17 protein-coding genes and 1 pseudogene are annotated in these 21842 nt (G+C 72.2%); 8 read left to right on the top strand and 10 right to left on the bottom strand.

Going from position 1 to position 21842, the window contains the following annotated elements:
• Positions 1-73: 73 nt before the first annotated feature.
• A complete protein-coding gene (locus ACIQFU_RS18305; protein ID WP_402552644.1) occupies positions 74-1114 on the top strand; it encodes a Gfo/Idh/MocA family protein in 1041 nt (346 codons plus the stop codon).
• Here the strand turns inward: ACIQFU_RS18305 and ACIQFU_RS18300 are convergent.
• Positions 1101-2771: an alkaline phosphatase D family protein gene (locus ACIQFU_RS18300; protein WP_402552642.1), complete on the bottom strand. Its 1671-nt coding sequence runs from the start codon at positions 2769-2771 to the stop codon at positions 1101-1103. The genes ACIQFU_RS18305 and ACIQFU_RS18300 overlap by 14 nt on opposite strands.
• Positions 2772-2903: 132 nt before the next feature.
• Here ACIQFU_RS18300 and ACIQFU_RS18295 point away from each other — a divergent pair, with 132 nt between their 5' ends.
• The gene (locus ACIQFU_RS18295; protein ID WP_402552640.1) at positions 2904-3695 is read left to right on the top strand and encodes an SDR family oxidoreductase; all 792 of its coding nucleotides are present in this window, start codon (positions 2904-2906) and stop codon (positions 3693-3695) included.
• Positions 3696-3897: 202 nt separating this feature from the next.
• Here ACIQFU_RS18295 and ACIQFU_RS18290 read toward each other — a convergent pair whose 3' ends face one another.
• Positions 3898-4224 (bottom strand): nuclear transport factor 2 family protein, encoded by a 327-nt coding sequence (locus ACIQFU_RS18290; RefSeq protein WP_402552638.1) that lies wholly within the window; start codon positions 4222-4224, stop codon positions 3898-3900.
• 143 nt (positions 4225-4367) lie between these two features.
• Here ACIQFU_RS18290 and ACIQFU_RS18285 point away from each other — a divergent pair, with 143 nt between their 5' ends.
• Together ACIQFU_RS18285 and ACIQFU_RS18280 are read left to right on the top strand one after the other, a co-directional pair.
• Entirely contained in the window at positions 4368-4910 is a 543-nt protein-coding gene (locus ACIQFU_RS18285) for a DoxX family protein (RefSeq protein ID WP_402552636.1), read from the top strand.
• A 51-nt stretch (positions 4911-4961) separates the two neighbouring features.
• Positions 4962-5300 carry a MazG-like family protein gene (locus tag ACIQFU_RS18280; protein ID WP_402552634.1) on the top strand — a complete coding sequence of 113 codons (339 nt, stop codon included), beginning with the start codon at positions 4962-4964 and terminating at the stop codon, positions 5298-5300.
• Between the two features lie 61 nt (positions 5301-5361).
• On the opposite strand, the gene ACIQFU_RS18275 is transcribed toward ACIQFU_RS18280, so the two are convergent.
• Both ACIQFU_RS18275 and ACIQFU_RS18270 read right to left on the bottom strand, forming a co-directional pair.
• Positions 5362-6357, bottom strand: a complete 996-nt coding sequence (locus ACIQFU_RS18275) for a polysaccharide deacetylase family protein (RefSeq protein WP_402552633.1) — start codon at positions 6355-6357, stop codon at positions 5362-5364.
• A 37-nt stretch (positions 6358-6394) separates the two neighbouring features.
• Positions 6395-7396 (bottom strand): glycoside hydrolase family 11 protein, encoded by a 1002-nt coding sequence (locus ACIQFU_RS18270; protein ID WP_402552632.1) that lies wholly within the window; start codon positions 7394-7396, stop codon positions 6395-6397.
• A 255-nt stretch (positions 7397-7651) separates the two neighbouring features.
• Here ACIQFU_RS18270 and ACIQFU_RS18265 point away from each other — a divergent pair.
• Positions 7652-8548: pseudogene (locus tag ACIQFU_RS18265) on the top strand (LLM class flavin-dependent oxidoreductase); the annotation flags it as partial.
• Positions 8549-8577: 29 nt separating this feature from the next.
• Here ACIQFU_RS18265 and ACIQFU_RS18260 read toward each other — a convergent pair.
• From ACIQFU_RS18260 to ACIQFU_RS18245, 4 genes are all read right to left on the bottom strand, one after another.
• A complete protein-coding gene (locus ACIQFU_RS18260; RefSeq protein WP_402552630.1) occupies positions 8578-10836 on the bottom strand; it encodes a UvrD-helicase domain-containing protein in 2259 nt (752 codons plus the stop codon).
• Positions 10837-10883: 47 nt separating this feature from the next.
• The gene (locus tag ACIQFU_RS18255; RefSeq protein WP_402552628.1) at positions 10884-14024 is read right to left on the bottom strand and encodes a Zn-binding domain-containing protein; all 3141 of its coding nucleotides are present in this window, start codon (positions 14022-14024) and stop codon (positions 10884-10886) included.
• A gap of 256 nt (positions 14025-14280) precedes the next feature.
• Positions 14281-14562: a type II toxin-antitoxin system RelE/ParE family toxin gene (locus tag ACIQFU_RS18250; RefSeq protein WP_402552626.1), complete on the bottom strand. Its 282-nt coding sequence runs from the start codon at positions 14560-14562 to the stop codon at positions 14281-14283.
• A 5-nt stretch (positions 14563-14567) separates the two neighbouring features.
• Positions 14568-14849: a type II toxin-antitoxin system Phd/YefM family antitoxin gene (locus ACIQFU_RS18245; RefSeq protein ID WP_402552624.1), complete on the bottom strand. Its 282-nt coding sequence runs from the start codon at positions 14847-14849 to the stop codon at positions 14568-14570.
• Positions 14850-15165: 316 nt separating this feature from the next.
• Here ACIQFU_RS18245 and ACIQFU_RS18240 point away from each other — a divergent pair, with 316 nt between their 5' ends.
• The 3 genes from ACIQFU_RS18240 to ACIQFU_RS18230 are packed head-to-tail and all read left to right on the top strand — an operon-like array spanning position 15166 to position 20854.
• Entirely contained in the window at positions 15166-16221 is a 1056-nt protein-coding gene (locus ACIQFU_RS18240; protein WP_402552623.1) for a hypothetical protein, read from the top strand.
• A complete protein-coding gene (locus tag ACIQFU_RS18235) occupies positions 16218-17507 on the top strand; it encodes a hypothetical protein (protein ID WP_402552621.1) in 1290 nt (429 codons plus the stop codon). The genes ACIQFU_RS18240 and ACIQFU_RS18235 overlap by 4 nt, the downstream gene beginning before the upstream one ends.
• Positions 17504-20854 (top strand): WD40 repeat domain-containing protein, encoded by a 3351-nt coding sequence (locus ACIQFU_RS18230; protein WP_402552619.1) that lies wholly within the window; start codon positions 17504-17506, stop codon positions 20852-20854. The genes ACIQFU_RS18235 and ACIQFU_RS18230 overlap by 4 nt, the downstream gene beginning before the upstream one ends.
• Here the strand turns inward: ACIQFU_RS18230 and ACIQFU_RS18225 are convergent.
• Positions 20830-21405 (bottom strand): ATP-binding protein, encoded by a 576-nt coding sequence (locus ACIQFU_RS18225; RefSeq protein WP_402552618.1) that lies wholly within the window; start codon positions 21403-21405, stop codon positions 20830-20832. The two genes, ACIQFU_RS18230 and ACIQFU_RS18225, sit on opposite strands and share 25 nt — an antisense overlap.
• A gap of 214 nt (positions 21406-21619) precedes the next feature.
• Complete coding sequence (locus ACIQFU_RS18220) at positions 21620-21766, bottom strand: hypothetical protein (RefSeq protein ID WP_402552616.1); 147 nt, start codon at positions 21764-21766, stop codon at positions 21620-21622.
• Between the last annotated feature and the right edge of the window lie 76 nt (positions 21767-21842).

The raw sequence follows: 21842 nt of genomic DNA, 5'->3' as shown, positions 1-21842 counted from the left end.
AGATCCGCCGCCTATGCTCTCAGGTCGTACGCAGTTGAACGAACCTGAGCGAGGGTGGGGCAGGGTGTCAGCGGTGACCGGGCAGAAGGTGCGCTGGGGGATTCTCGCGACCGGCGGGATGGCGGCGCGGTTCACGGCGGATCTGGTCGATCTGCCGGACGCGGAGGTCGTGGCGGTCGCGTCGCGTTCCCAGGAGTCGGCGAAGGCGTTCGCGGAGCGGTTCGGGATACCGCGGGCGTACGGCGGCTGGGAGACGCTGGCGCGGGACGAGGACGTCGACGTGGTGTACGTCGCGACGCCGCACTCGGCGCACCGGACCGCGGCCGGCCTGTGCCTGGAGGCGGGCCGGAACGTGCTGTGCGAGAAGCCGTTCACGCTCAACGCGCGCGAGGCGGCGGAACTGGTCGCGCTCGCCCGCGGGAACGGCGTCTTCCTCATGGAAGCCATGTGGATGTACTGCAACCCGCTGGTACGGCGCCTGAAGGCGCTGGTCGAGGACGGCGCGATCGGCGAGGTCCGCAGTCTCCAGGCGGACTTCGGCCTCGCGGGCCCGTTCCCGCCCGCGCACCGGCTGCGCGACCCCGCGCAGGGCGGCGGCGCGCTCCTCGACCTGGGCGTGTACCCGGTGTCGTTCGCGCAGCTGCTGCTCGGTGAGCCGTCGGACGTCGCGGCGCGCGCGGTGCTCTCGGAGGAGGGCGTCGACCTCCAGACGGGCGCGCTGCTCTCCTACGACAGCGGCGCGCTGGCGACCGTGCACTGCTCCATCACCGGCGGCACCCCCAACTCCGCGTCGATCACCGGTTCCGAGGGCCGTATCGACGTGCCGGACGGCTTCTTCTTCCCGGACCGCTTCGTCCTGCACCGGGACGGCCGGGACCCGCGGGAGTTCCGGGCCGACCCGGCCGACGGGCCCCGCGAGAGCCTGCGGCACGAGGCCGAGGAGGTGATGCGGGCCCTGCGCGCCGGGGAGACCGAGTCGCAGCTGGTCCCCCTCGACGGCACGCTCGCCGTGATGCGGACGCTCGACGCGATCCGGGACCGCGTCGGCGTCCGCTACCCGGGAGAAGCGGGCGAGACGGGGGAGGCCGCGGAGCCCGCCGTCACGCCGGCTTGAGCCCCGGCTCCCCCGCCTCGACGACGAAGGACCCGGCGTTCTTGAGCGGCGCGCCCTCGGTGGTCACGTGGGACACCGTCTTGAAGTCGGCGCGCGCCGACTCGCGGCCCAGGGACACCGTGGCGTAGCCGCGCAGCCCGTTGAAGAACCTCAGGTGCGGATTGGCGGCCATGAGGGTGTCCCAGTTGGACGGCTTCTCGGAGCCGTCACCGCCGCTGGTGACCGAGGTGGTGACGATCTCCGTGCCCAGGGTCCGGGAGTCCGGGTCGTCGAAGTCGCGCTTGACGTCGAAGCCGTAGGAGACGTGCACGTCGCCGGTGAGCACCATGAGGTTCTCGATCCCGGCGGCCTGCGCGCCGGCCAGGATCCGCTCGCGGGAGGCCGGGTAGCCGTCCCAGGAGTCCATGGAGACCTTGGACGGCGTGCTCGTCGAGTTGTACCGCTGGGAGAAGGTGACCTGCTGGGGCACCACGTTCCACAGGGCGTTGGACCGGTGCCAGCCGTTGATCAGCCAGCGCTCCTGGGCGTCGCCGGTGAGCGTGCGGCCCGGGTCCTCCGACTCGGGTCCGGGGAACTGCCAGCCGTCGCCGTAGGCCTGGTCGGAGCGGTACTGCCGGGTGTCGAGCACGTCGAACTGGGCGAGCCGTCCCCAGTGCAGGCGGCGGTAGAGCTTCAGGTCCGGGCCGTCGGGCAACTGCGGGCGCCGCAGCGGCATGTTCTCCCAGTAGGCGCGGTAGGCGGCGGCCCGGCGGATGAGGAACTCCTCCGGCGGGACGCCGTTCTCCGGCGTCTCGTCGGCGTAGTTGTTCTCGGTCTCGTGGTCGTCCCAGGTGACGACGAAGGGGTGCGCGGCGTGCGCGGCCCGCAGGTCGGGGTCCGACTTGTAGAGGGCGTAGCGCAGGCGGTAGTCCTCCAGCGTCACCGTCTCGTGGTTGAAGTGGGCGGGCAGGGTGCCCGCGGGGTGGGCGCGGGAACCGCCGGTGGCGTTCACGGCGTACTCGTAGAGGTAGTCGCCGAGGTGGAAGACTACGTCGACGTCCTCCCGGGCCAGGTGCTTGTAGGCGGTGTAGTACCCCTGGTCGTACCTCTGGCAGGAGACGAGCCCGAAGGTGAGGCCGGAGACCCGGCTGTGCCGGGCGGGTGCGGTGCGGGTGCGGCCGACGGGGCTGACGTACCGGCCGGCGCGGAAGCGGTAGTGGTAGACGTGGTCCGGCGCGAGGTGGCCGACCTCGACGTGCACGGTGTGGTGGAACTCGGGGTGGGCGGTGGCCCGGCCCCTTCTGACGACGCGGCGGAACCGTTCGTCGAGGGCCAGCTCCCAGCTCACCTCGACGCGTTTGGCGGGCAGTCCGCTGTCGGCCTGGTACGGCACCGGGGCCAGGCGCGTCCACAGCAGCACGGAGTCGGGCTGCGGGTCGCCCGACGCGACGCCGAGCGTGAAGGGGTCGGCGGGAAGCTGCGCGGCGTCCAGTTCGGCGGCGCTCGCCGCGCCGGCGGCCGGCAGGTTCACGGAGAAGGCCAGCGCGGCGGCGGCGCCGGTGACGGTCAGGAAGCGGCGGCGGCCCAGGCTCCGCGCGGCGGCGCGGAGTTCGGGCGCGTGCGAGGGCTGCGACTGGGCCGGGACCGGGGTCGGGGCCTGGTGGTTCGCGGGTGTCATCCGTTCCTCCCCTTGCGGTGGTTGCAAGGGGCATTCGACGGTCCGGGAACGACCCGGGCTTGGCGCGGACATGGCGATCGCATGTCGGACGAATGAGTTCCGCATGTTCCGCGACCCGTACCCTGCCGAGTCATGAACACCGTGAGAACCACCGACGAGGAAAGCACCGGCACGCGGAAGGTCGCCGTCGTCACCGGCGCCGGATCCGGCATCGGCCGGGCGGTCGCCGTCGAACTGCTCACCGCCGGCTGGTCGGTGGCCCTGGCCGGCCGCCGCCCCGAGCCCCTGGCCGAGACGGCCGCGGCGGCACCCGCGGGCGCCGGCACGGCGCTCACCGTCCGGGCCGACGTGTCACGCCCCGAGGACGTGGCGGCCCTGTTCGGCGCCGTGCGCGAGCGGTTCGGGCGGCTCGACCTGCTGTTCAACAACGCGGGGACGTTCGGGCCCGGCGGCGTGCCCGTCGAGGAACTGCCCTACGAGGCATGGCGGCACGTGGTGGACACCAACCTCAACGGGGCGTTCCTGTGCGCGCAGGCGGCGTACCGGCAGATGAAGGAGCAGGACCCGCAAGGCGGCCGGATCATCAACAACGGCTCGATCTCCGCGCACACGCCGCGTCCGCACTCGGTGGCGTACACGGCGACCAAGCACGCGCTGACGGGTCTGACCAAGTCGCTGTCGCTGGACGGCCGTCCCTACGGCATCGCGGTCGGCCAGATCGACATCGGCAACGCGGCGACCGACATGACGGCCGGCATGCAGACCGGCGCGCTCCAGGCCAACGGGGAGACGGCACCCGAGCCCGTGATGGACGTCGCCGACGTGGCGCGCACGGTGCGGCACATGGCCGGCCTGCCGCTGGAGGCCAACGTGCAGTTCGCGACGGTCATGGCGACGGCGATGCCGTACGTGGGGCGCGGCTGAATCTCTTCACACGATCGGAATTTCAGAGTCCGCGGTATTGCGGCCGGTGAAGGACGTATGCTCAAATCTCCTTCACCAGAACTTCACACTTGAGGCGTTGGTCTTCCACAACGCTCCATGGGCCACACCGAGGGGGGAGGCGGCAGCCGTTCCGCACACCGGTCGCACCGGCGCGCGGAACGGCTGCCGCAACATCTTCGGGTCAGGCCTGCCCGGTCTCGAAGCGGGCGATCCGGCCGTCCTCGTCCACGGTGAAGTCCCACCGGGTGCGCATCTCGCCCCAGGTGTCGTTGCGGTAGCGGGCGATGAGGGCGCGACCGCCGTTCGACTCGTTGTCGACCTCCATGTGGCCGTTGGAGGAGAAGATCTCCTGGTCGATCCACTGGTCGAGGTTCCGGTCGTCTCCGTCGTCGGCCATGGTGGCGTCCGGCGCGAGCAGCGCGAGGAAGGCCTCGCGGTCGTGGGCGTTGACGGCGGTGACGAAGGCGCGGACGGCCGGGTCACTGAGTCGCGTGGTCTGAATGGTCATGGCGGCAGCGTCACACCGGCTCCGCACCCCCGCCACCCGCCACCACCCGAACGGCGCCCGTGACGGGCCCGGCCGCCGCCGAGGGGCGACGGTGGACAGATGAACCGCCGCCGCCCGTGGGGGCCGTCCGCCAGGGAGTCGAAGTGAAGTGCTGTGACCGGCGTGATCTCGGACTGCTGCTGCTCCGCCTGGGTACCGGCGGCGTCCTGGCGGCGCACGGGGCGCAGAAACTGCTCGGCTGGTTCGGCGGGGGCGGGATCGAGGGCACCGGCCGGGCCATGGAGGCCATGGGCTACGCGCCCGGCCGGGCCAGCGCCACCGCGGCGGGCCTGGCGGAGGCGGGCGGCGGGACGCTGCTGGCCCTGGGCCTGGCCACACCGGCCGCGGGTGCGGCGGCGGTCGGCGCGATGGCGGGCGCCGCCGCGGTGCACGCCCCGAACGGCTTCTTCGCCCAGTCCGGCGGCTACGAGTACGCGGTCTCCCTCGGCCTGACCGCGGCGGGCCTCGCGGTCTCGGGCCCCGGCCGCCTCTCCCTCGACCACGCCCTCGGCCACGCGGTCAACCGGAACTGGATGGTGCCGGCCGCCCTCGCGGTGACGGCGGCCGCCACGACGGTGGTCGTGGGGGCGCGGAACAGGCGGCTGCGCAGGGCGGCGGAGGGGCAGCAGGAGCCCCTGTTCGACTGACGGCCGCGGGGGCGCCGGTGGGCCGGCCGGGGACATGGCACGCTGCTCCGCATGAGCGACAACCCCGACGGCACGCGAGCCGACCTCTGGAACACCGTCGACGACCTGTGGAGGTGGCTGGAGGCGGACCAGCCCGTCGGCGGCCGGGAGGGCCTGCTGCTGCGCATGCTGAAGCTGTCGGAGGAGGTCGGCGAGGTCGCCGAGGCGGTGATCGGCGCGACCGGCCAGAACCCGCGCAAGGGCGTCACGCACACCTGGGACGACGTGGAGGCGGAGCTGTGCGACGTCGTGATCACGGCGATGGTGGCGCTGCGGACCCTGACGCCCGAGGCCCGCGAGGTCTTCGGCCGGCACCTGGCACGGGTCGCGGGACGCTCGCTGGGCACGTGAGCGCGTACGGAGGTCCGCACCCGTGGGAGTCGGTCACGGGTGCGGACCGGTCAGAGCCTGGTCAGCCCGCGCTGCAGGACACGGTCGGCCAGGTCCAGTTGCCGTTGGCCTGGATGGTGGCGCCCCAGTTGTTGCCGCTGCCGTTCGGCTTGGCGGTCAGCGTCTGCGCGTTGGGGTAACTCGCGTTGACGTTCCAGGTCGACATGACCTTCGCCGGGGACGGCACGTTCATCGTCACCGTCCAGTCACTGCCACCACTGACGGACACGTCGAGGTTGTACCGGTCCCCCCACTTCTGCCCGGCGGACAGCGTCGCCGTACAGCCACCGCCACCACCACCGCCCCCGCCGCCGCTGCCGCCGTCGGGGGCGACCGCGCGGCCGGTCTGCGGCGAGATCATGCCGGAGCACAGTCCCTTGCCGGCCAGGGTCTGCGCGATGCGCGGGATCGCCGCGAGGGTGTTGGCGGGCCAGTCGTGCATGAGGACGACCTGTCCGTTGCCGAGGCGCGAGACGGCCTGGACGATCGCGTCGGTACTGGCGTTGTTCCAGTCCTGGGAGTCGACGTCCCAGATCACCTCCGTCAGCCCGTACTTGGCCTCGACCGACCGGAGCGTGGCGTTGGTCTCGCCGTAGGGCGGCCGGAACAGCCTGGGCGTCCCGCCTCCCGCGCCCGCGATCGCCTGCTGGGTCCGGGAGATCTCCGAGTCCATCTGGGCCTGGCTCAGCTGGGTCATGTGTGGGTGGGTGTAGCTGTGGTTGGCGACCCACATGCCGGCGTCGACCTGGGCCCGGACCAGCGCGGGGTTCTGGGCGGCGTACTGCCCCTGGTTGAACATGGTGGCCCGCAGTCCGTTCTGCCTGAGCGCGTTGAGCAGGGACTGGGTGCTGCCGGAGGGGCCGTCGTCGAAGGTGAGCCCGACGTAGCCGTTGCAGGCCGCGGCCCGGGCCGGAGCGGCGCCGGCCACGACGGTGCCCGCGGCGGCGAGCGCGGTGACGGCGACACCGGTGGCCAGGGTGCGCAGGGGGCGCGATGATGCCCTTGTTCTGGTACTCATACGAGTGTTTCCTCCTCTCTCGGGCGGGCGGCGCCGGTCAGCCCGCGCTGCAGGAGACCGAGGGCCAGGTCCAGTTGCCGTTGGCCTGGATGGTGGCGCCCCAGTTGTTGCCGCTGCCGTTCGGCTTGGCGGTCAGCGTCTGCGCGTTGGGGTAACTCGCGTTGACGTTCCAGGTCGACATGACCTTCGCCGGGGACGGCACGTTCATCGTCACCGTCCAGTCACTGGCACCACTGACGGACACGTCGAGGTTGTACCGGTCCCCCCACTTCTGCCCCGCGGACAGCGTCGCGGTGCACCCGCCTCCGCCGCCGCCGTTGTCGCCGCCACCGCCGGAGCCCGTGCCGCCGACGTTGATGTTGGAACTGCCGCTGCTCTGGTAGCCCTCGGTGGCCATGATCATGTAGTAGCTGAAGTTGCCCAGCGGCATCCCGGCCCGCGCCCACGCGTCGAAGTGGTTGCCGGTGGTGATGGTGCCGCCGGTCCGCTTCGACTGCCGCACGCTCCAGTACTGGTCGAAGGTGCGGGTGCCCTCGACGGAGGGCTGGTTCACGCGGGTCGTCCTGTAGATGTCGTAGGTGCCGCTGTCACTGGTGACGGTGCCCTTGAACTCCCCCGTGGGCCGGTAGGTGCCCCAGTTGTCGACGATGTAGTACTCGACGAGCGGGTTCGACGTCCACCCGTAGAGCGCCAGGTACGCGTTGCCCGACGGGTTGAAGGTGCCGGAGTACTGCACGGACCGGCGTCCCCCGTTGCTCCAGCCCTTGCCGGCCACGAAGTTGCCGGTGTTGCGCCACGAGGTGCTGTACTGGCCGCCGGACCCCATGTTCATGGAGACGGTGCCCTGGCTGTCGGTCCAGAACGAGTAGTAGTAGCCGTTGTTGGTGCCCTCCTGGTTGGTCGTGACGACCGTGTCGGCCTGGGCGGTGCCCGGCAGCATCAGCGCGGCGAGCGCGGCCAGCGCGACGGCCCACGCACTGCGGACGAGCAAGGTGACGGAGCCTCGTCTGCGGCGCCGCGACGGGACGAGCAGGTTCATGGGAGGCGTTCCTCTCCTGCGGGGTTCGGACAACGGCGCCAGTGTTGGCCTGCACGCGTCAAGCGTCAACAGTTTCGGTTAATGTTTCGAAACCTTCGCCCTGGCAGAAGTCACCGCGCACGGACGGAAGTTCCAGTTCAGTCAACCTGCCACGCATCCCGGCGTACGACTGAAAGAAGTAGCCGACAAAAGTTGCCGGAAAGAGTGAAGAGGTAGTCCGAAAATTTCGAAGCCTCGAAGCCCCGCTCTCTGGACAGCGGCCGCACCGACCGCATCCGCCTCGGCCCCAGCGTCTCCCCGGTGACGCTGCGCGAGCCGACCCTGGTCGCCCAGGCCCTCGCCACCCTCGTGCGGCCGCGCCGACGGCGTGCTGTCCAGCGGCAACTTCGGCCTGCCGGCCCGGTACCGCATCGACTGGGCCCGCACCAGGCCGCTGTCCCGCGTGAAGGAAGCGCTGCACGTGATGCGCACGTTCCTCGACGAGGGCGCGATCACGCACGAGGGTGAACTCTTCTCCTACGACAGCCTGTTCACCTTCTCCCGCCCGGTCCAGGACCGCCTGCCGCTCAAGCTCGGCGCGATGCGGGGCCCCAAGTCCGGCGAGGCGGCCAGGGAGTTGTCGGACGGCTGCCACCACGCCCTGAGCTACACGCGCGAGGCCTACGACTACGCGGTGCGGCACATCAGGGCGGGCGCGGAGCGGGCCGGGAAGGACTGGCGCTCGCTGGACATCGGTGCCTGGGTGGTCTTCGCCACCGGCCCCGACTCGACGACCGCCAAGGAGGCGGCACGCAGCATGGTCGGCATCTACGCCTCCTCGATGCCGGAGGAGCAACTGCGCCGCAACGGCGTCGACCCGGCGGAACCGAAACCGGTCGTCGACGCGATCGGCGCCGGCGACCTGGCCCGCGGCATCGAACTGACCACCCCGGAGATCGCCGAGCGCCTCTCGGTCGCCGGCACGCCCGAGGAGTGCCGGGAGAGGATCGAACGGGACATCGCGCCCAGCGGCGTCAACCACACGATCTGCGCGATCACCGACCGCGCCCGGTACGGGCGTTCACGGGCCGGGACCTGCCGGACGCGGCGGACGTGGACACGCAGCTGCGGCTGATCGCGGAGCGGGTGATGCCGGGGTTCGGGTTCGGGTGAGAGGTGCCGGAGACCGCGCCGCCCCGCGGTCAGGCGGCTGACGTTCCGGAAGGCGGCCCGCCCTGTCGGAGCAGCTCCGTGGCCCGGTGGGCGGTTCGGTCCGCGTCGGCCGGCAGGAAGCGGCTGGCCCGACCGCTCCAGGTGACGACGAGTTCGTCGCGGGCACGGGTGGCGGCGACGAACACCAGGGATCGAGCACGTTGCTCTTCCTGACGGTAGCGGTCCGGGTTGGTGTCCCGGTATTGCTCGATGCGCTGGTGGGGCACCTGGCCCTCGCCGACCGACGTCAGGAAGACGCGCTGGAACTCCAGGCCCTTGAAACGGTGCATGGTGCCAATGCGCACCGCGTCCTCGTCCGAACGCACTCCGTCCCTGCCGAGCTCGACGACCGGCAGGCCGAATTCTCGGAGGAGGACGTTGGCGAATTCCTGTGCCGCGCCCGAGTCCGGGACGCTGACGGCCATCGCCGAGTAGGCCGTGCCGTGCAGTTCGTGGCGTTCCTTGACCAAAGTCGCCACAGCCCGCATCTCGGTCAGCCGGTCTGGGGCACGCCAGAACTGGGGGGCGAGTCCGGTCAGTACGGACCGGTAGCCGTCGAGGGTGTCGGTCCCGGTGTCGAGGTCGTCGAACGGGGCGCCCTCGATCAGGCGGTTGGCGCTGCCGAGGATCTGGCGGGTGGTGCGGTAGTTGAGGGTGAGGCGGCGCGACGCCCGGCCACGGATCTCGATGCCCTGGTGGCTGAGCACGACCCGGCTGCCGTAGATGCGCTGATGGGCGTCTCCGGCGAGGAAGAGGTCGTTCGGTCCTCTGCGGACCATCGCGCGAAGCATGCGCCAGTGCGAGGCGGACAGGTCCTGTGCCTCGTCGACGACGACGTGCCGGTAGCGGGGTTTGAGCCACATGCCGCTGCCGGCCTCGCGGTGGACGAGGTCGCGGCCCTGCTGCTCCTCCTCCTTGTAGCGGGCCTGCTCCTCAGCACGGGCGATGCGGTGCTGTTCGAGTTCGGCCGCGCGGTCGGCGAGGAGCGCGTACGTCGTCCGCCGCGGCGGAGCGTCCAGGTGGGCCTTGTACGCCTGGACGAGCTGCCACACGTCGTGACGCTGGGCGGTACTGATGCGCGGACGGCCCGCGCGGCCGACGCGTTTGTAGGTCTCCCAGGCGCCGCACCGGTTCGCGAGGACGACGTGCTTGAACTCGGCGTCCAGGAAGTCGGCGTCGTAGTCGAGCAGGTCCGACTCGTAGCGCACTGTGTGCCACAGGTTCATCGCCGCGTCGTCGTCGAGCGGCCGGCCCGTTTCGCGGCGGGACTCCCGGACGACCTCCAGGGCAAGCGCGTCGACGGACTTGACGTCGACCCGGCGCAGCAGCGCGTCGCCTCCCAGCTGACGCAGGCGCTCACCGAGTTCCCGGGCGAGGTTGGTGTTGTAGGTGGTGAGCAGTACGGGGCGGGTGTGTCCGGGCGGCAGTCGTTCGACGAGATGGCGTACCCGGTGCAGTGCGACGACCGTCTTGCCGGTGCCGGGTCCTCCGGTCACCTTCGCGGAGCCCTTGAAGTCGCCTGTCGCGAGCCGGTGCTGCTCGGGGTGGAGGAAGAGGCGCCAGGCGTCGAAGCTGCGGCCCAGCGCGCCGAGGACGGCGTCGTCGTCGCTCTCGGCCCGGGAGACCGCGCGGCGGGCGGCGCGGGCCCAGTCCCGGGGGTCGACCTCCTCGTCGGCGCGCCACTTGTCCGTGATGTGGCGTCGTACCTCGTCCGGGTCCGTACGGTCGCGCAGGGCCAGGAGGACGTCGCGGGTGAGTTCGGGGAGGTTGTGGGCGAGAAGCCGGTCGAACTGCTCGTCCGAGGTGATCTCGCGCAAGGTCGGCAGCAGGGAGGGCACGACGCCGAGGTCGAGGAGGGTCCGGTCCTCGTACCGGGCGAAGAGGGGGGTGGCGCGGTCCCGCAGGGAGACCACGGTGGCGTCGGCCACGCTCTGGTCGACGACCTCGACGGCGCCGGAGACCGGGTTGATCTCCACGGTGAGGCGGGCGAGTTCGTCGCGGGCCCGTGCTCCGTCGCGGACCGCGAGGACGCGCATCTCGTCTCCGCCGTCCGTCGACAGGAGCAGGACCATGCAGCGGGGGTCGGGGTGGGCGAGGTACAGGTCCCCGTTGTCGCCGGCCCGGCGGAGCGGTGACAGGCGCAGGGCGCGGTTGGTGCGGTCGGCGCGCAGCCGGTGGACGAAGTCTCCCACCGCGTCGGCCACGGCCACGTCCCGGCGCTCGAGGTCGCCGTGGGCCTGGCGGTCCACCTGTACCCGCGTCCTGGTCCGCTGCCCAGCTCGCCCCGCCCCGTGGTTCATCGTGCGACCCCCTCCTCGCCCAGCAGCCGGGCGAGTTCCGCCACGTCCCAGTCCCCCGGCGCGCGCACCTGCCAGCCGGCCGACGCGCACTGGGCCATGTACTCCGCGTCCTCGGCGTCCTCGGCCAGGACGATTCCGATCCTAGGCCCGGGCCAGGCCAGTTCGACCGTGCGGGACACGCCGTCGACGTCCCAGGAGGCCTTGCCCGCGGGAACGTCCCCGCGGGCGGCCAGGTCCGCGGCCAGCCCGGCGACGACCGGGTCGCCCCATTTCGACAGCTCCCCGAGGGTCAGTTCCCAGGCCGTCCGCTCCACGGGGGTCATGCCGGACGCCGGTCGCGGGACGAGGGCGGGCTCCCGGACCGGCCCGTCCTCGTCACGGCCCTCGTCGCGGTCGTGGTCACTGTGGCCGTCGCGGTCGTCATCATGGTGGTCGCCGCGATCCTCGTCGACGGGTGCCAGGCCGGTGCCCGGGGTGGCGTCGCGCAGTGCGGAAAGCAGTCCGTCGGCGGGGCCGGTGGTGGCGGCGAGCAGGGCGGCGTCGAAGGTGTCGACCGTGGTGCGGGCGAGGGCGATTCCGTCGGCCTGTCCGCCGCCCGTGGGGTCGAGGAACTGGATGATGTTGCCCCAGCACAGCCAGGCCTTCCAGCGGCGCCGGTGGTCGTCCCGGTCACCCTCGACGGCTTCCGGGCGGTCGTCGAGCACCGCGAGGGCACTCCACCGCATGCCCTTGCCGTCGGCGCGGCGGGCCCCGGCGACGACGAGGGGCAGACCGGAGCCGTCTCGGAAGGGCAGCAGCTTGATCCCCTGGCCCGAGACGGCCGGCACGGGCTCGCCGCGCACCGCGGCGTCGATCCACCCGACGGCGGTGTGCGGGTCCGCGTCGACGAGTTCCGCTCTCCGCAGGGAGGCGGGCGCGCTGACGGCGAGCTGGGCGAGCTGCTGCCACCGGTTCGGGCGCGGGTCGCGCAGGAACCCGAGGAACGAGGGGATGGCGCCGGAGAACAGCAGGGCGTCCACTTCGGCGGGGTCGCGCCGGGCCTTGCGCCACTGTTCGCGCACCAAGGCGCCGGGGCCCGCCGTGGACGTCACCTCGTACGGCGGCCAGGCCGCGTCAGCCGCCCGGCCCGCGATGACGGCGTCGAGCGGGTCGGCCGGGGCGTCGGGGCCCCGGTCGGCCTCGCCCTTGAGGGCGCGGTCCCAGGCCGCGACGTCATCCCAGGTGATCTGCCAGACGAGGATCCCGTCGGCGCGCAGCCGGGCACGCTTGGCCGCGTCGGCGGCGATGCGGTTGGTGCGGGACGAGGCGTGCCAGCGGTAGCCGTCCAGGTAGACGGCGATCGGCAGGGGCGGCGCCCCGTCCCCGGCCGTGTCTCCCGCCACCGGCCGGAACAGCAGGTCCGGCCGGGTGCGGTAGTCCTGCAGATCCTTCTGGGCGACGACCTCCCAGCGGACCGGGCCGCCGTCCGGCCGGGCGAGGGTGAACTGCTTACCGTTCCTGCCGGTGGGCGTGGTGGCGTGATCCGCGGCTGCGTTGCCCGGCATCTCCAGCCAGCGGTCGAGGCATTCGATGAACCGGCGTTCCAGGTCGCTCTCCGCCTGGTCGGCGAAGCGGAGGCCTGCGTCGGCCGCGTCCTTGCGCACGTCCCATCCGCTTCTGCCGTCGGAGCCCAGCAGGCTGTCCAGCATCCACAGGGCCTCCTGCCGGTCGAGGTCCTTGTAGTCCCGCTCGGGGGCGTATCCGAGCAGGCAGCGGTGGCAGGCCCGGCGGGGGGACGGACCGCAGGGGCACTTCCGCAGCTCCTCCTGGGCCGCGGCGAGCACGGCCCGGAACTCCTCGCCCTCCCGGTCGACGAGGCGTTGCAGGTAGCCGGTGCCGCCGGGCAGCGCGTCGTACAGGACGAGGTAGTTGCGGGTGAGGTCGGTCTCCCGGTCGGGCTCGGTGGCGGGGGCGGAACGGATGTGGGCGGGGTCGCCGCCGTAGCGCTTGGCCAGGCCGAGGTGGAGGGCGGCCGAGAACGAGGCGAGGCGCTCGGGCACGTTCAACGTGGCGGCGGGCAGCAGGATGCGCAGGGCTTCGGTGCGGTGCTCGGTGGCGGTGATGACCTGTACGTCCTCCGGCCTGGCCTGCTTGTCGCGCCGCCGGGTGGGGCACCACGGCCGGTGGTGGGCCAGCTCGATGCGGCCGAGCAGGGACTGGCTGAGGGTGTCCTGGGCGGGTCCGTGGCCGGGCTCGCGGTCGGTGGCGCCTCCACAGCGCGGGCAGACCGTGAACCCGGTGACGGCGACCTCGGCCCCGGCGAAGAGCGTGTCGTTGCGCCTTCCGTGGCGGCTCTTGCCAAGGTTGAAGCGGCGGATGACCGCCTCGCGGACGTGGTCGACGCCGAACGTGGTCTTCTGGTGCCGCCAGGTCTGTCTGATGTCGGCGGGGTCGATGTCGACGGCGGTGACGGTGGTGTAGGGGGTCCGGGTGCGGCTGTCGTGGTCGTCGACGATGCGGGCGTCGTCCCGCTTGTCGTGGGCGGTGACCTTCCGGGGGACGACCACCCGGTGCAGGGCGCTGCGCCCGCCGATACCCGGTCCGCCGCAGCGGGGGCAGGGCGAGGTGTCCCCTTCGGCGTGCTCGCCGCCGCGGACGTGGCCGCACTCCTTGCACACCCGCCACGTCCGGAGTCCGACGGGCAGGCCGCCGTTGGCGTCCTGTGGGGTGGGACCGAGGTCGAAGCCGTCGACGACGTGCCGGTAGCCGCGTACGTAGTAGGCGTTGCCGGGGGCGAGTTCGGTGAGTGCGGCCTCGGCGGGCCGGTCGTAGGTGCGCGGTTCGTTGCTCCAGCGCGTCTTGGCGGGCTCGGCCTTGTCGGTCGCCCCATCGGGGGTCCCCAACGACCGCGCCCGGTGCGCCGGTTCCTTGTAACTGAGCTGTGCCTCGAGGCGTACGCCGTCCTCGACGAGGCTGTAGTTGGGCAGCAGACCGTGTTCGACGAGGAACCCCTGCGGCGTCGGCCTGTCCCATCTCCTGGAGGCGCGGCGAGTGTGGGTCTCATGACGCGCTGCCGCCCCCCGTATGCCGTGATCCGTCCCGCGAACCGGCCGTCCCGGCGGCACGAAGCGCTCGCCGGGACGATCGGAATCGATCACATTCCACTCTACGGGTGGGGTCCGACAGCCCCGCCGGCTTCGGGGCAATCAGGGCCCGAGGTCGATGAGGCGCACGGCTGCGTCACCTGACTCCGGCCTCACGCAGCCGCCGGTCCAGCTCCGCGTTGAGAGCCACCAGTTCGCTCTCGCTCGGGTTGTAGCCGTTCCACTCGCGCAGGTCGATGCGGGTCCGTTCGGCCCGCGATGCCCGCTCCTCGGGGGTGCCGGGGTGGTTGGGTTCGGGGGGGGCGCCACGTCAGGGAACCTGGCGGTAGACATCGCGGCGGTTGCCGAGGGCCAGGACCCACACGATCAGCCGACCGTCCTCGACGGTGTAGACGACACGGTAGTCGCCGACTCTGAGCCGCCGCCGGGCACTGTGGCCCTGAAGGGCCTTGATGTCGAACGCCGACGTGTCGCCCGAGTCCATGGCCTTCTGCAACTCGGTGAGGCGATACAGGATCCGCAGGGCGTCCGGGCGCGGGATTTTGAGCATGTCCCGCTGTGCGTGTGGCGTGAAGCGCGTCACGTACCCCATGGGTGTCAGTCCTGCCCGGCGCGGAGCATGGCGGCCATCTCCTCGAGCGAGACCGCCCCCTCCAATCCCTCGGACTCGGCTTCGTCGGCCAGCCGGTTGAGCCAGGCCTCTTCGGTGTCCTCGGCGATCCGGCGCAGACGCCGGTACTCCTGGATGTCGATTACGACGGCCTCCTGCTTTCCGCGCCGCGTGATGATCGTCGGGGTCTCCTCCCGCCGGGCACGGTCGATCACGTCGGCGAGGTGACCTCGGACCTCGGCCATGGATTCAATCACGGGATCACTCATGTCACGAATGTATCAGATGTACATGAGATTCCCGCAGCCCTGCGGTCCCGGGGACTTGCGGAGGCCGGCACAGCCGCCCTGATTCCGTCGGCGTTTGCCGAACTCAGGCTGAATGGGGGGCATTCCTGTTACGTTGCTCTACTTGCCCGATAGCGGTGGGAGCCGCGCGCGAAGACGCGCGGGTGATCGTCCGACCCGAGTGGCCGCCAGGCGCCGGAGCCCCGGCCCCTCCCCCCACCGCCGTGGGCCGCTGCCTCGGGTCGGACCGGCAGGGACCGGGCCGCCGCACGACTCCCGGTCCTGTTGTGGAGGAACTGTGTGTCCTGAGAGGTTCACGTCCGGCCCCGTCCTGGCCGGCGATCTCCTGGAGGAAGGAACGGTCGCCGGCTTCGGTTACGTCCCCTCCGGCAGACCGAAGGCCGCCTGCGACCGGCTGCTGCTGGCCGGAGAGGAGTCCCTGGCCGAACCGCCCCACCGGCCCGTCCCGGCCGACGCCGGACGGGTCCGCGTCCTCGCGCCCACGCCGGCCCAGCGGGTGGCCCCCGACCGGGTGCACCGTGCCGCGGCGGTCGACGACGCGCTGCCGGACACCGTCGCTGAGACCCTGGCCTTACCCGGGTCGCCATGGGGCGCGGTCGCGGGTTCCCTGATCGCCGAGGTGCGCGAGGCGCACCATCTGCTGTGGCTCACGGGCGGGTTCGCCCGGGACGTGATCGCCGGCTCCGCCCCCGAGGTGAACGACCTCGACCTGACAGGCACGGCGCCGCCGGGCCGCTTCTCCGATCTGGCCAAGGGGGCACGGCGGCGCAGCGGACTCGAGTTCCGGCGCAAGGTGTCCCCGTTCTCCCTGGTCTGTTCGGCCGTGCCGCCCCAGGGCGGCGAACGGCTCTACGAGTACCGGACCCTGAATTCCGCCGAGTTCACCTTCCCGGCCTGCGGCAGCGATCTCAAGGCGGACGCCGGCTGCCGGGACTTCACCGTCAACAGCCTCTACTACGACCCGGTGGGGGACACGGTGGCCGATCCCACCGGCCGGGGGCTCGCTGACCTGCGGGCCAGGCCGCGCCGCCTCGTGTGTGTCAACCCCACCGATGATCCGCTGGACCAGGCCCGGATCATCCTGCGCGCGGTGAAGTTCGCGGCACGCTGGACGGGAACGGCCGGCTGCGACCTCGGTGAGACCGCGGCCCGGCTGGCCCACCTGCCGACGACGGTGTGGGACGGACTGGCACCGGCGGCGTGGCAGCGCCTGACCGGCGACCATCACCGGGCCCTGGGCGACCACGACCGGCAAGGCCAGTTGAGCATCGCCACCGCGCTCGGCCCGGCCGCCGCCGGACTCCTCACCGTTCTGCTGGAGGTGCGGCCGTGACCGCTGTCCACCGCCCCCTGAGCGACTGGGTCCTGCGCCTCGAACCGGCACCGTCCCCGGGTACGAGCCCGATCAACGACGGCGACGAACGGGCCGACGCCCGAAGCCTCCCCCTCTTCGCGGCGGGCTGGGTACGCAGCACCGCGCCGGCGGGTCCGGACCGTACGCCGGCACTCGCCCTGCACCATCCGGGCTCCGCCCTCACCTATGTCGAACTCGACGACTGCGGGACGCCGCTGCCGGTCGACGAAGCCGGCGCGGACTGGATCGACCAGGTCGAGGCGTCCTGGCCCCGGCCCGAGTTCGCCCCGCCCGACCTGGCGGCCGTCACCGCGCTCTCCCCGGAGATCCGCTATCTACTGCTGCACCGGCTGAACCAGGAGGGCGCGCCGCCGCCCCATGTCTTCCACTGCCTGCCCTGGGAGCCGGTGACCGAGCTGGCGTCGGCCGTCGCCAGGCTGCTCGACGGTACGGAGCCACCGGCGTTGTCCCCGCAGGCACTGGATCTCGGGCACTGGGTGACGCCCGCGGCGACCGGTGTGACCGGCCCCCTGGAGCAGCTGCACGAAGGGCTCACGATCCCCGACCCGGTGCTCGCCGCGCGCGGCGGCACGGCACTGTGCTTGGGACTGCGCTCCGCAGACCCGGCGCGCTTCCCCGACCCGGTGCGGGCCGCCCTGGCCGACGTCGTGGACCGGCTGGCCTCCGTCAATCCGTTCCTGCGGCACGCGGCGGCACTCGCGGCCACCCGGCTGGCGGGCACGGCCTCGAACACCTTCGTCACCACACTCGACGCCGACCTGCCCAAGGCGGCGGCCGCGGAAGACCGTACGGTGGTCCGCCGGCTCGGGGACGGCGGGCCGCTCACCGTCCGCGCCGAGATCACGGCAGGCGGACGGCTGACGCTCACGGCGGAACTCGCCGTGGAGGCGACGGCGCAGCGAGAACGGCTCCTCGACGCGTACGGCGGGGCGTTCGTCCCGGTGCTGGTGTCCGCGGACGGGCGCGGCCTGCGCTACTGGGTGGCCCTGGAGGCGCGTCGGCGCTGGCTGTCCGGCGCGCTCGTCGTCCCCGCCGGGCGCGGGCGTTTCGAGGTCACGGCCGAAGACGCGGTGACCGGGCTGTGGGGCTTGTCCGGTGTCACCCCGGACGAATTGCTGCCGTCGCTGGCCGGAGCGAACCGCTCGGGTCTCCAGGTGTGGCGGGCCACAGCGGAGCGCGCGCCCGCCGGGCATCCGCTCCACCGTGCGGTCCGGCTCCTCGACGAGCGGGGCGGCGCGTCATGACCTTCGCCGAGGACATGCACACCCTGCTCGCCGACGAGCTGGCCGACTCCGACGCCGAGACGGCCCTGTACGGGGCGGTGATCGGCACTCCGCTGCTGCTGGAATTCGTGCGGGCCCTGATCGCGGCCCGGGACGTGGCGTCCCTCCGGGCGCTCTGCCACGGCACCGTCGAACTGCACGAACTGACCGAGCGCTACGGCACGGTCGCGGGTGCCCTCCCCACTCCCGCCGACGCTCCCTTCTCCGGCTGCGGCCCAGTGACCGGGGCGGTGCGGGCGGTCGCGGCCCTGGGGCTCGTCCTGGTCGACGAGGAGGAGCGGGTCGAGGAGCACCTGGGCATCGCGCTCACCTGGCTGGCGCACACGCGTGCGGTGGTCGGCGCGCCGTGGCCGGCCGGGCGGGCCGCACCAAAGTGCGCGCACGAGGACCGGCTGTCCTCCGTCGTGCGGGCACTGGGCACCGATCCGCACGGCACGGCCGTGATCGTGTGGCTCCTGGGGCTCCAGGAGGCCGCCCCGAAGAAGGGCGCGACGGCCGCGGTGGACGTGCTCCTGGACCAGGGGGATCGCGGCATCAGGGCGACGCTGCGGTGCACCTCACTGCGGCGGCTGCCCGACGCCCTGGTCCCCGACCCGGCCTCCATGCTGCTGTTCAGCGCGGACCCTCGGTTCCGTTCCGGCCTGGAGACCGCTTGGCGGACCGCCTGGACCGACCGTCGCCGAGACGGCCGTAGCGGCCGGCACAGACGGATCGGCGCGGTCCTGTGGTCGCTGCGCGATGCCGACGGCCCCGTGGACCACGTCCAGGATGTCAGCCTGACGGCGGCCTTCACCCTCCTCGTCGACGAGATCCGCCGACGCAACCGCAGGGTGCTGGGCCCGTTCACCTGGTGGCGCCTCGGCGGCTCGACCGCCGTCGTCGGCGGTGTGGACGACGACGGGCGGATGGTCCAGGTCACCGGCTACCGCAACAAGTTCGGCACCGCGGCCGGCCTGGACCGGGTCCTGGTACCGGCCGGCGACCTGGAACAGGCCCGGGACCTCGCGCGAGGACTCCAGACCAAGGTCATCGGCGTACGGACCTGGGGCGACGCGGCCCGTCGTAGCCGCGTTCCCAACCGTGGGGCCCGGTGGCGCTTCGTCCTCGTCTGTCTCGCCGTGCTGCTCGCGGGCTCGGGGACCGGCGGCGCGATATGGAACCACCAGCGGCAGATCCAGGCTCTGCGCGACACCGCCGCCGAGGTCAGGGACGAGGCGTACGAGATCTCCGGGAACGGGGATCCGGGCCGGGGGCTGCTGCTGGCCATGGCCAGCGATGACATCGCGGGCCGGGCCGGTGACAAGACCGACGTCCTCGACTCGATGGCCCGCGACAGCTCCTCCCTGCGCCGGATCCTCCGCCCCGAGGAGGGACGGTTCGAAGATCTCGCGCTGTCCGAGACCGGGGAGTGGGCCGCATTGTCGACGACCACCGGAGCCGTCCAGATCCTGTCGGGCCTGACCGGTGACACGAAGTGGCGGCAGAAGGGAGGAGGCGCGGAACTCCCCACCCCCGGCGTGTACGTCAGCGCTCTGGCCTTGTCACCCGCCGGCCAGTGGGCTGCTTTCGCCTCGACCGACCTGCGCCTCACCGTCCTTGAGCGCAAGGACGGGAAGTGGTCGGTCACGGCACGCCCCACCCTGCCCGTTCCCTCCCACCCCGGACCTCTGCACACCGAGTCCAACGCAATCGATCACCTGGCGTTCACCGCCGACGGGCAGCGCGTCGTGGCCTACTCCGACAAGGTGGGGCTCTTCGTCTGGGACGTGGAACACCCGGACAGCGCGCCGAAGCGGTGCGAAGAGGGTGGTGACTCCCGAGCATTGTCGGTAACGGACGAGGAAGCCCTGCTGACCACGGACGGGGAGGTCGTCCGGATCGACCTCACCACCTGTGCCCGGTCCGTGGTCCTCACCGCTCCCGAGGGGGTACAGCTCCACGGAGCCGTGCAATACACGGAGAGCGACACGGACAACGGAGTGGTTGCCGCGGCTACTCGGGACGCCCAGGTGTTCACGCTGCGCTCCGACGGGTCCGAAAGCGTGCTTTCCAACCGTGGACCGTACCGGAACGTCTCGATCACCTCGTCCCGCGACGGTGTCCATCTGAGCGCGACCACGGAATCGGCCACCCTCGGGTGGAAGGTGGACAAGAGGACACAAGAGTTCGGTCACGCCAACGCCGGACCCTCACAAATGAGCAAGGGCATCATGCTCCGCCACTACGGCGCGGTCGCGGAACTCCACGACGACCGGCACTCACCGGCGACGACGGCCTGGGCCCCGTGCGTCTGCGGCTTGGCGTCGGTCGCCTGGGCGGGCGACGCGCTGGTGCTCCGGTCGGGCCGCAGCGTACACGTCCTGCCTGGCGCGGCCGGGATGGCTCCCAGCGTCTTCTCGGATCCGGACACCGCCCAGCGCCTGCCCATGCCCCTCGGTGCCACGGCCCATGAACTGGCCACGAGCAAGGACGGTCCTTGGGCCGCGGTCCTGTACGGCAGCGAGGGCGGTGATGACCGGAGGCTGGCGGTCTGGGACGTCGAGACACAACGCAGGACTCCCGTGCGGCTGCCGGAGGGGCCGGGGCCGCGTCATGCCGCCATCGTCGGCCGGGATCTCTACCTCGGCTACAGAAGCGGCGATGTCCGGCGCGTCCGGTTTACCGACGGCGCGTGGCGGAGCGCGGACAGTCGCCGGCTCGCCGCTCCCGTCGTCGCGCTGGGGGGTGGTGGCGGCGACGCCGGCACGACCGATCGTCTCTACGCCGTGGTCAGCAAGGGCAGCGACGCCCCGCCGTCCGTCGTCGGCCTGAGCACCCCGGGCCTGTCGGTCACCGGGACGCGACGGCTTCAGGGCGCGACCTCGATCGCGAAGGTCGAGGTGATGCGCGACGGTGAGGTGGTCGTGGGATCCGGGGCCGGCACGATCACCTTCCTCACCCGGGAGTTGGACGTCCGCGGACGTACGGTCGACGGGGACCTTCAGTTCGTTCAGGATCTGACGGAGGTGCCGAACCGCGCTCAGGTGCTCGTCTCGGGAAAGGCCCACAGCATCGTCCTCGACCGCAGGTCCCTGGACCCTCAGGAGGCATGGAAGCACGGAGCTCCGTTCCTCTCCTCCGACGTCCCGGCGGACGGCAAGGTACTGGCCACCTACAGTTTCGCCACGCTCGACGCCTCCCTGTGGACGCTTGAGGACTCCGATCTGCGGGCACAGGTCTGCCGGGCCGTCGGGCGTGACCTGAGCCGTGAGGAATGGCGACAGTACGTCGGAACAGACCTGTCCTACAGGCCGGTCTGCCGGAACTGAGCGGGTTCGGGGATCGATACGCCGTCGTCCAGCGCGTACTCCGCCCAGATCGTCTTGCCCGGACCGTCGGGACGGGGGTGCCAGTCCCAACGGGTGGCGAGGCCGGCGACCAGGAGGAGACCCCGGCCGGATTCGGCGGCGTCGGGAGCGGGGTCGAGGACCACCGCTCCCGGTCGGGGCGGGACGCGTTCGGCGCGCGTGTCGGTGACCTCCGCCCTGACGGTCGTGGAGCGGGCGTCGGCGTGCAGGTGGAGGCGGAAGTGGAAGTCCCGGCCGGGGACGTGGCCGTGCACGACCGCGTTCGCGGTCAGCTCCGCGACGATCAGCACGATCGCCTCGTGCGCGTCGGTGCCGTACGGGATGCCCCAGGCGTCCAGCCGGACGGCCGCCAGGCGGCGGGCCAGGCGGGCGCCGCGCGGCGTCGAGGTGAAGCGCATCTCGAAGGTGCGCTGCGCTGTCGCCGCCGCCGATGCGCCCGGGTTGTCGATCAAGTGGTGCCTGAGAGCGATGCGTTGCGTCGGGCTAGGGATGTCGGTGGGCTTGCTCGTCATGGCTCCCACGGTCCCGTCGGTCGCGTAGTGTGACCAGTGGTGACGCACCGACGCGGGCCGCTGTACGCGCGATGCCTCCCCGAGTACGAAGCGCGGGGCGTGACGGCGTTCCCTGCGGGGGCGTTGGGCCAGGGAGGCGGTGTTCGATGACGGAGCGTACGGGTTCGGACGGCGGGGACGGCGAGGCGACGGCGGTCGTGAGTGTCGGGGACGGCTAGGCCGCGGCCATCTCGTCGGGCAGGCCCTCCAGCGGGATCCTGCGGGCCAGGTAGGCGACTTCCATACCGCCCGCACCGAGTCGGGCGAGCAGTTCGAACGGCCCCACCACGCGCGGGTCGGCCTCGGTGTCCAGCGGCTCCATCGGCGCTCTCGTACCCCCACGCTCTCGTCACGGCCTTCACCTCGGCCACCCTGCCGCCGGTCAGTCTACGGGCTGT

Source organism: Streptomyces sp. NPDC093065, from assembly GCF_044754585.1.
Classification (GTDB): Bacteria; Actinomycetota; Actinomycetes; order Streptomycetales; family Streptomycetaceae; genus Streptomyces.
Note: the sequence above shows the minus strand (reverse complement) of the source record. Positions and strands in the feature narration are given on the sequence as shown.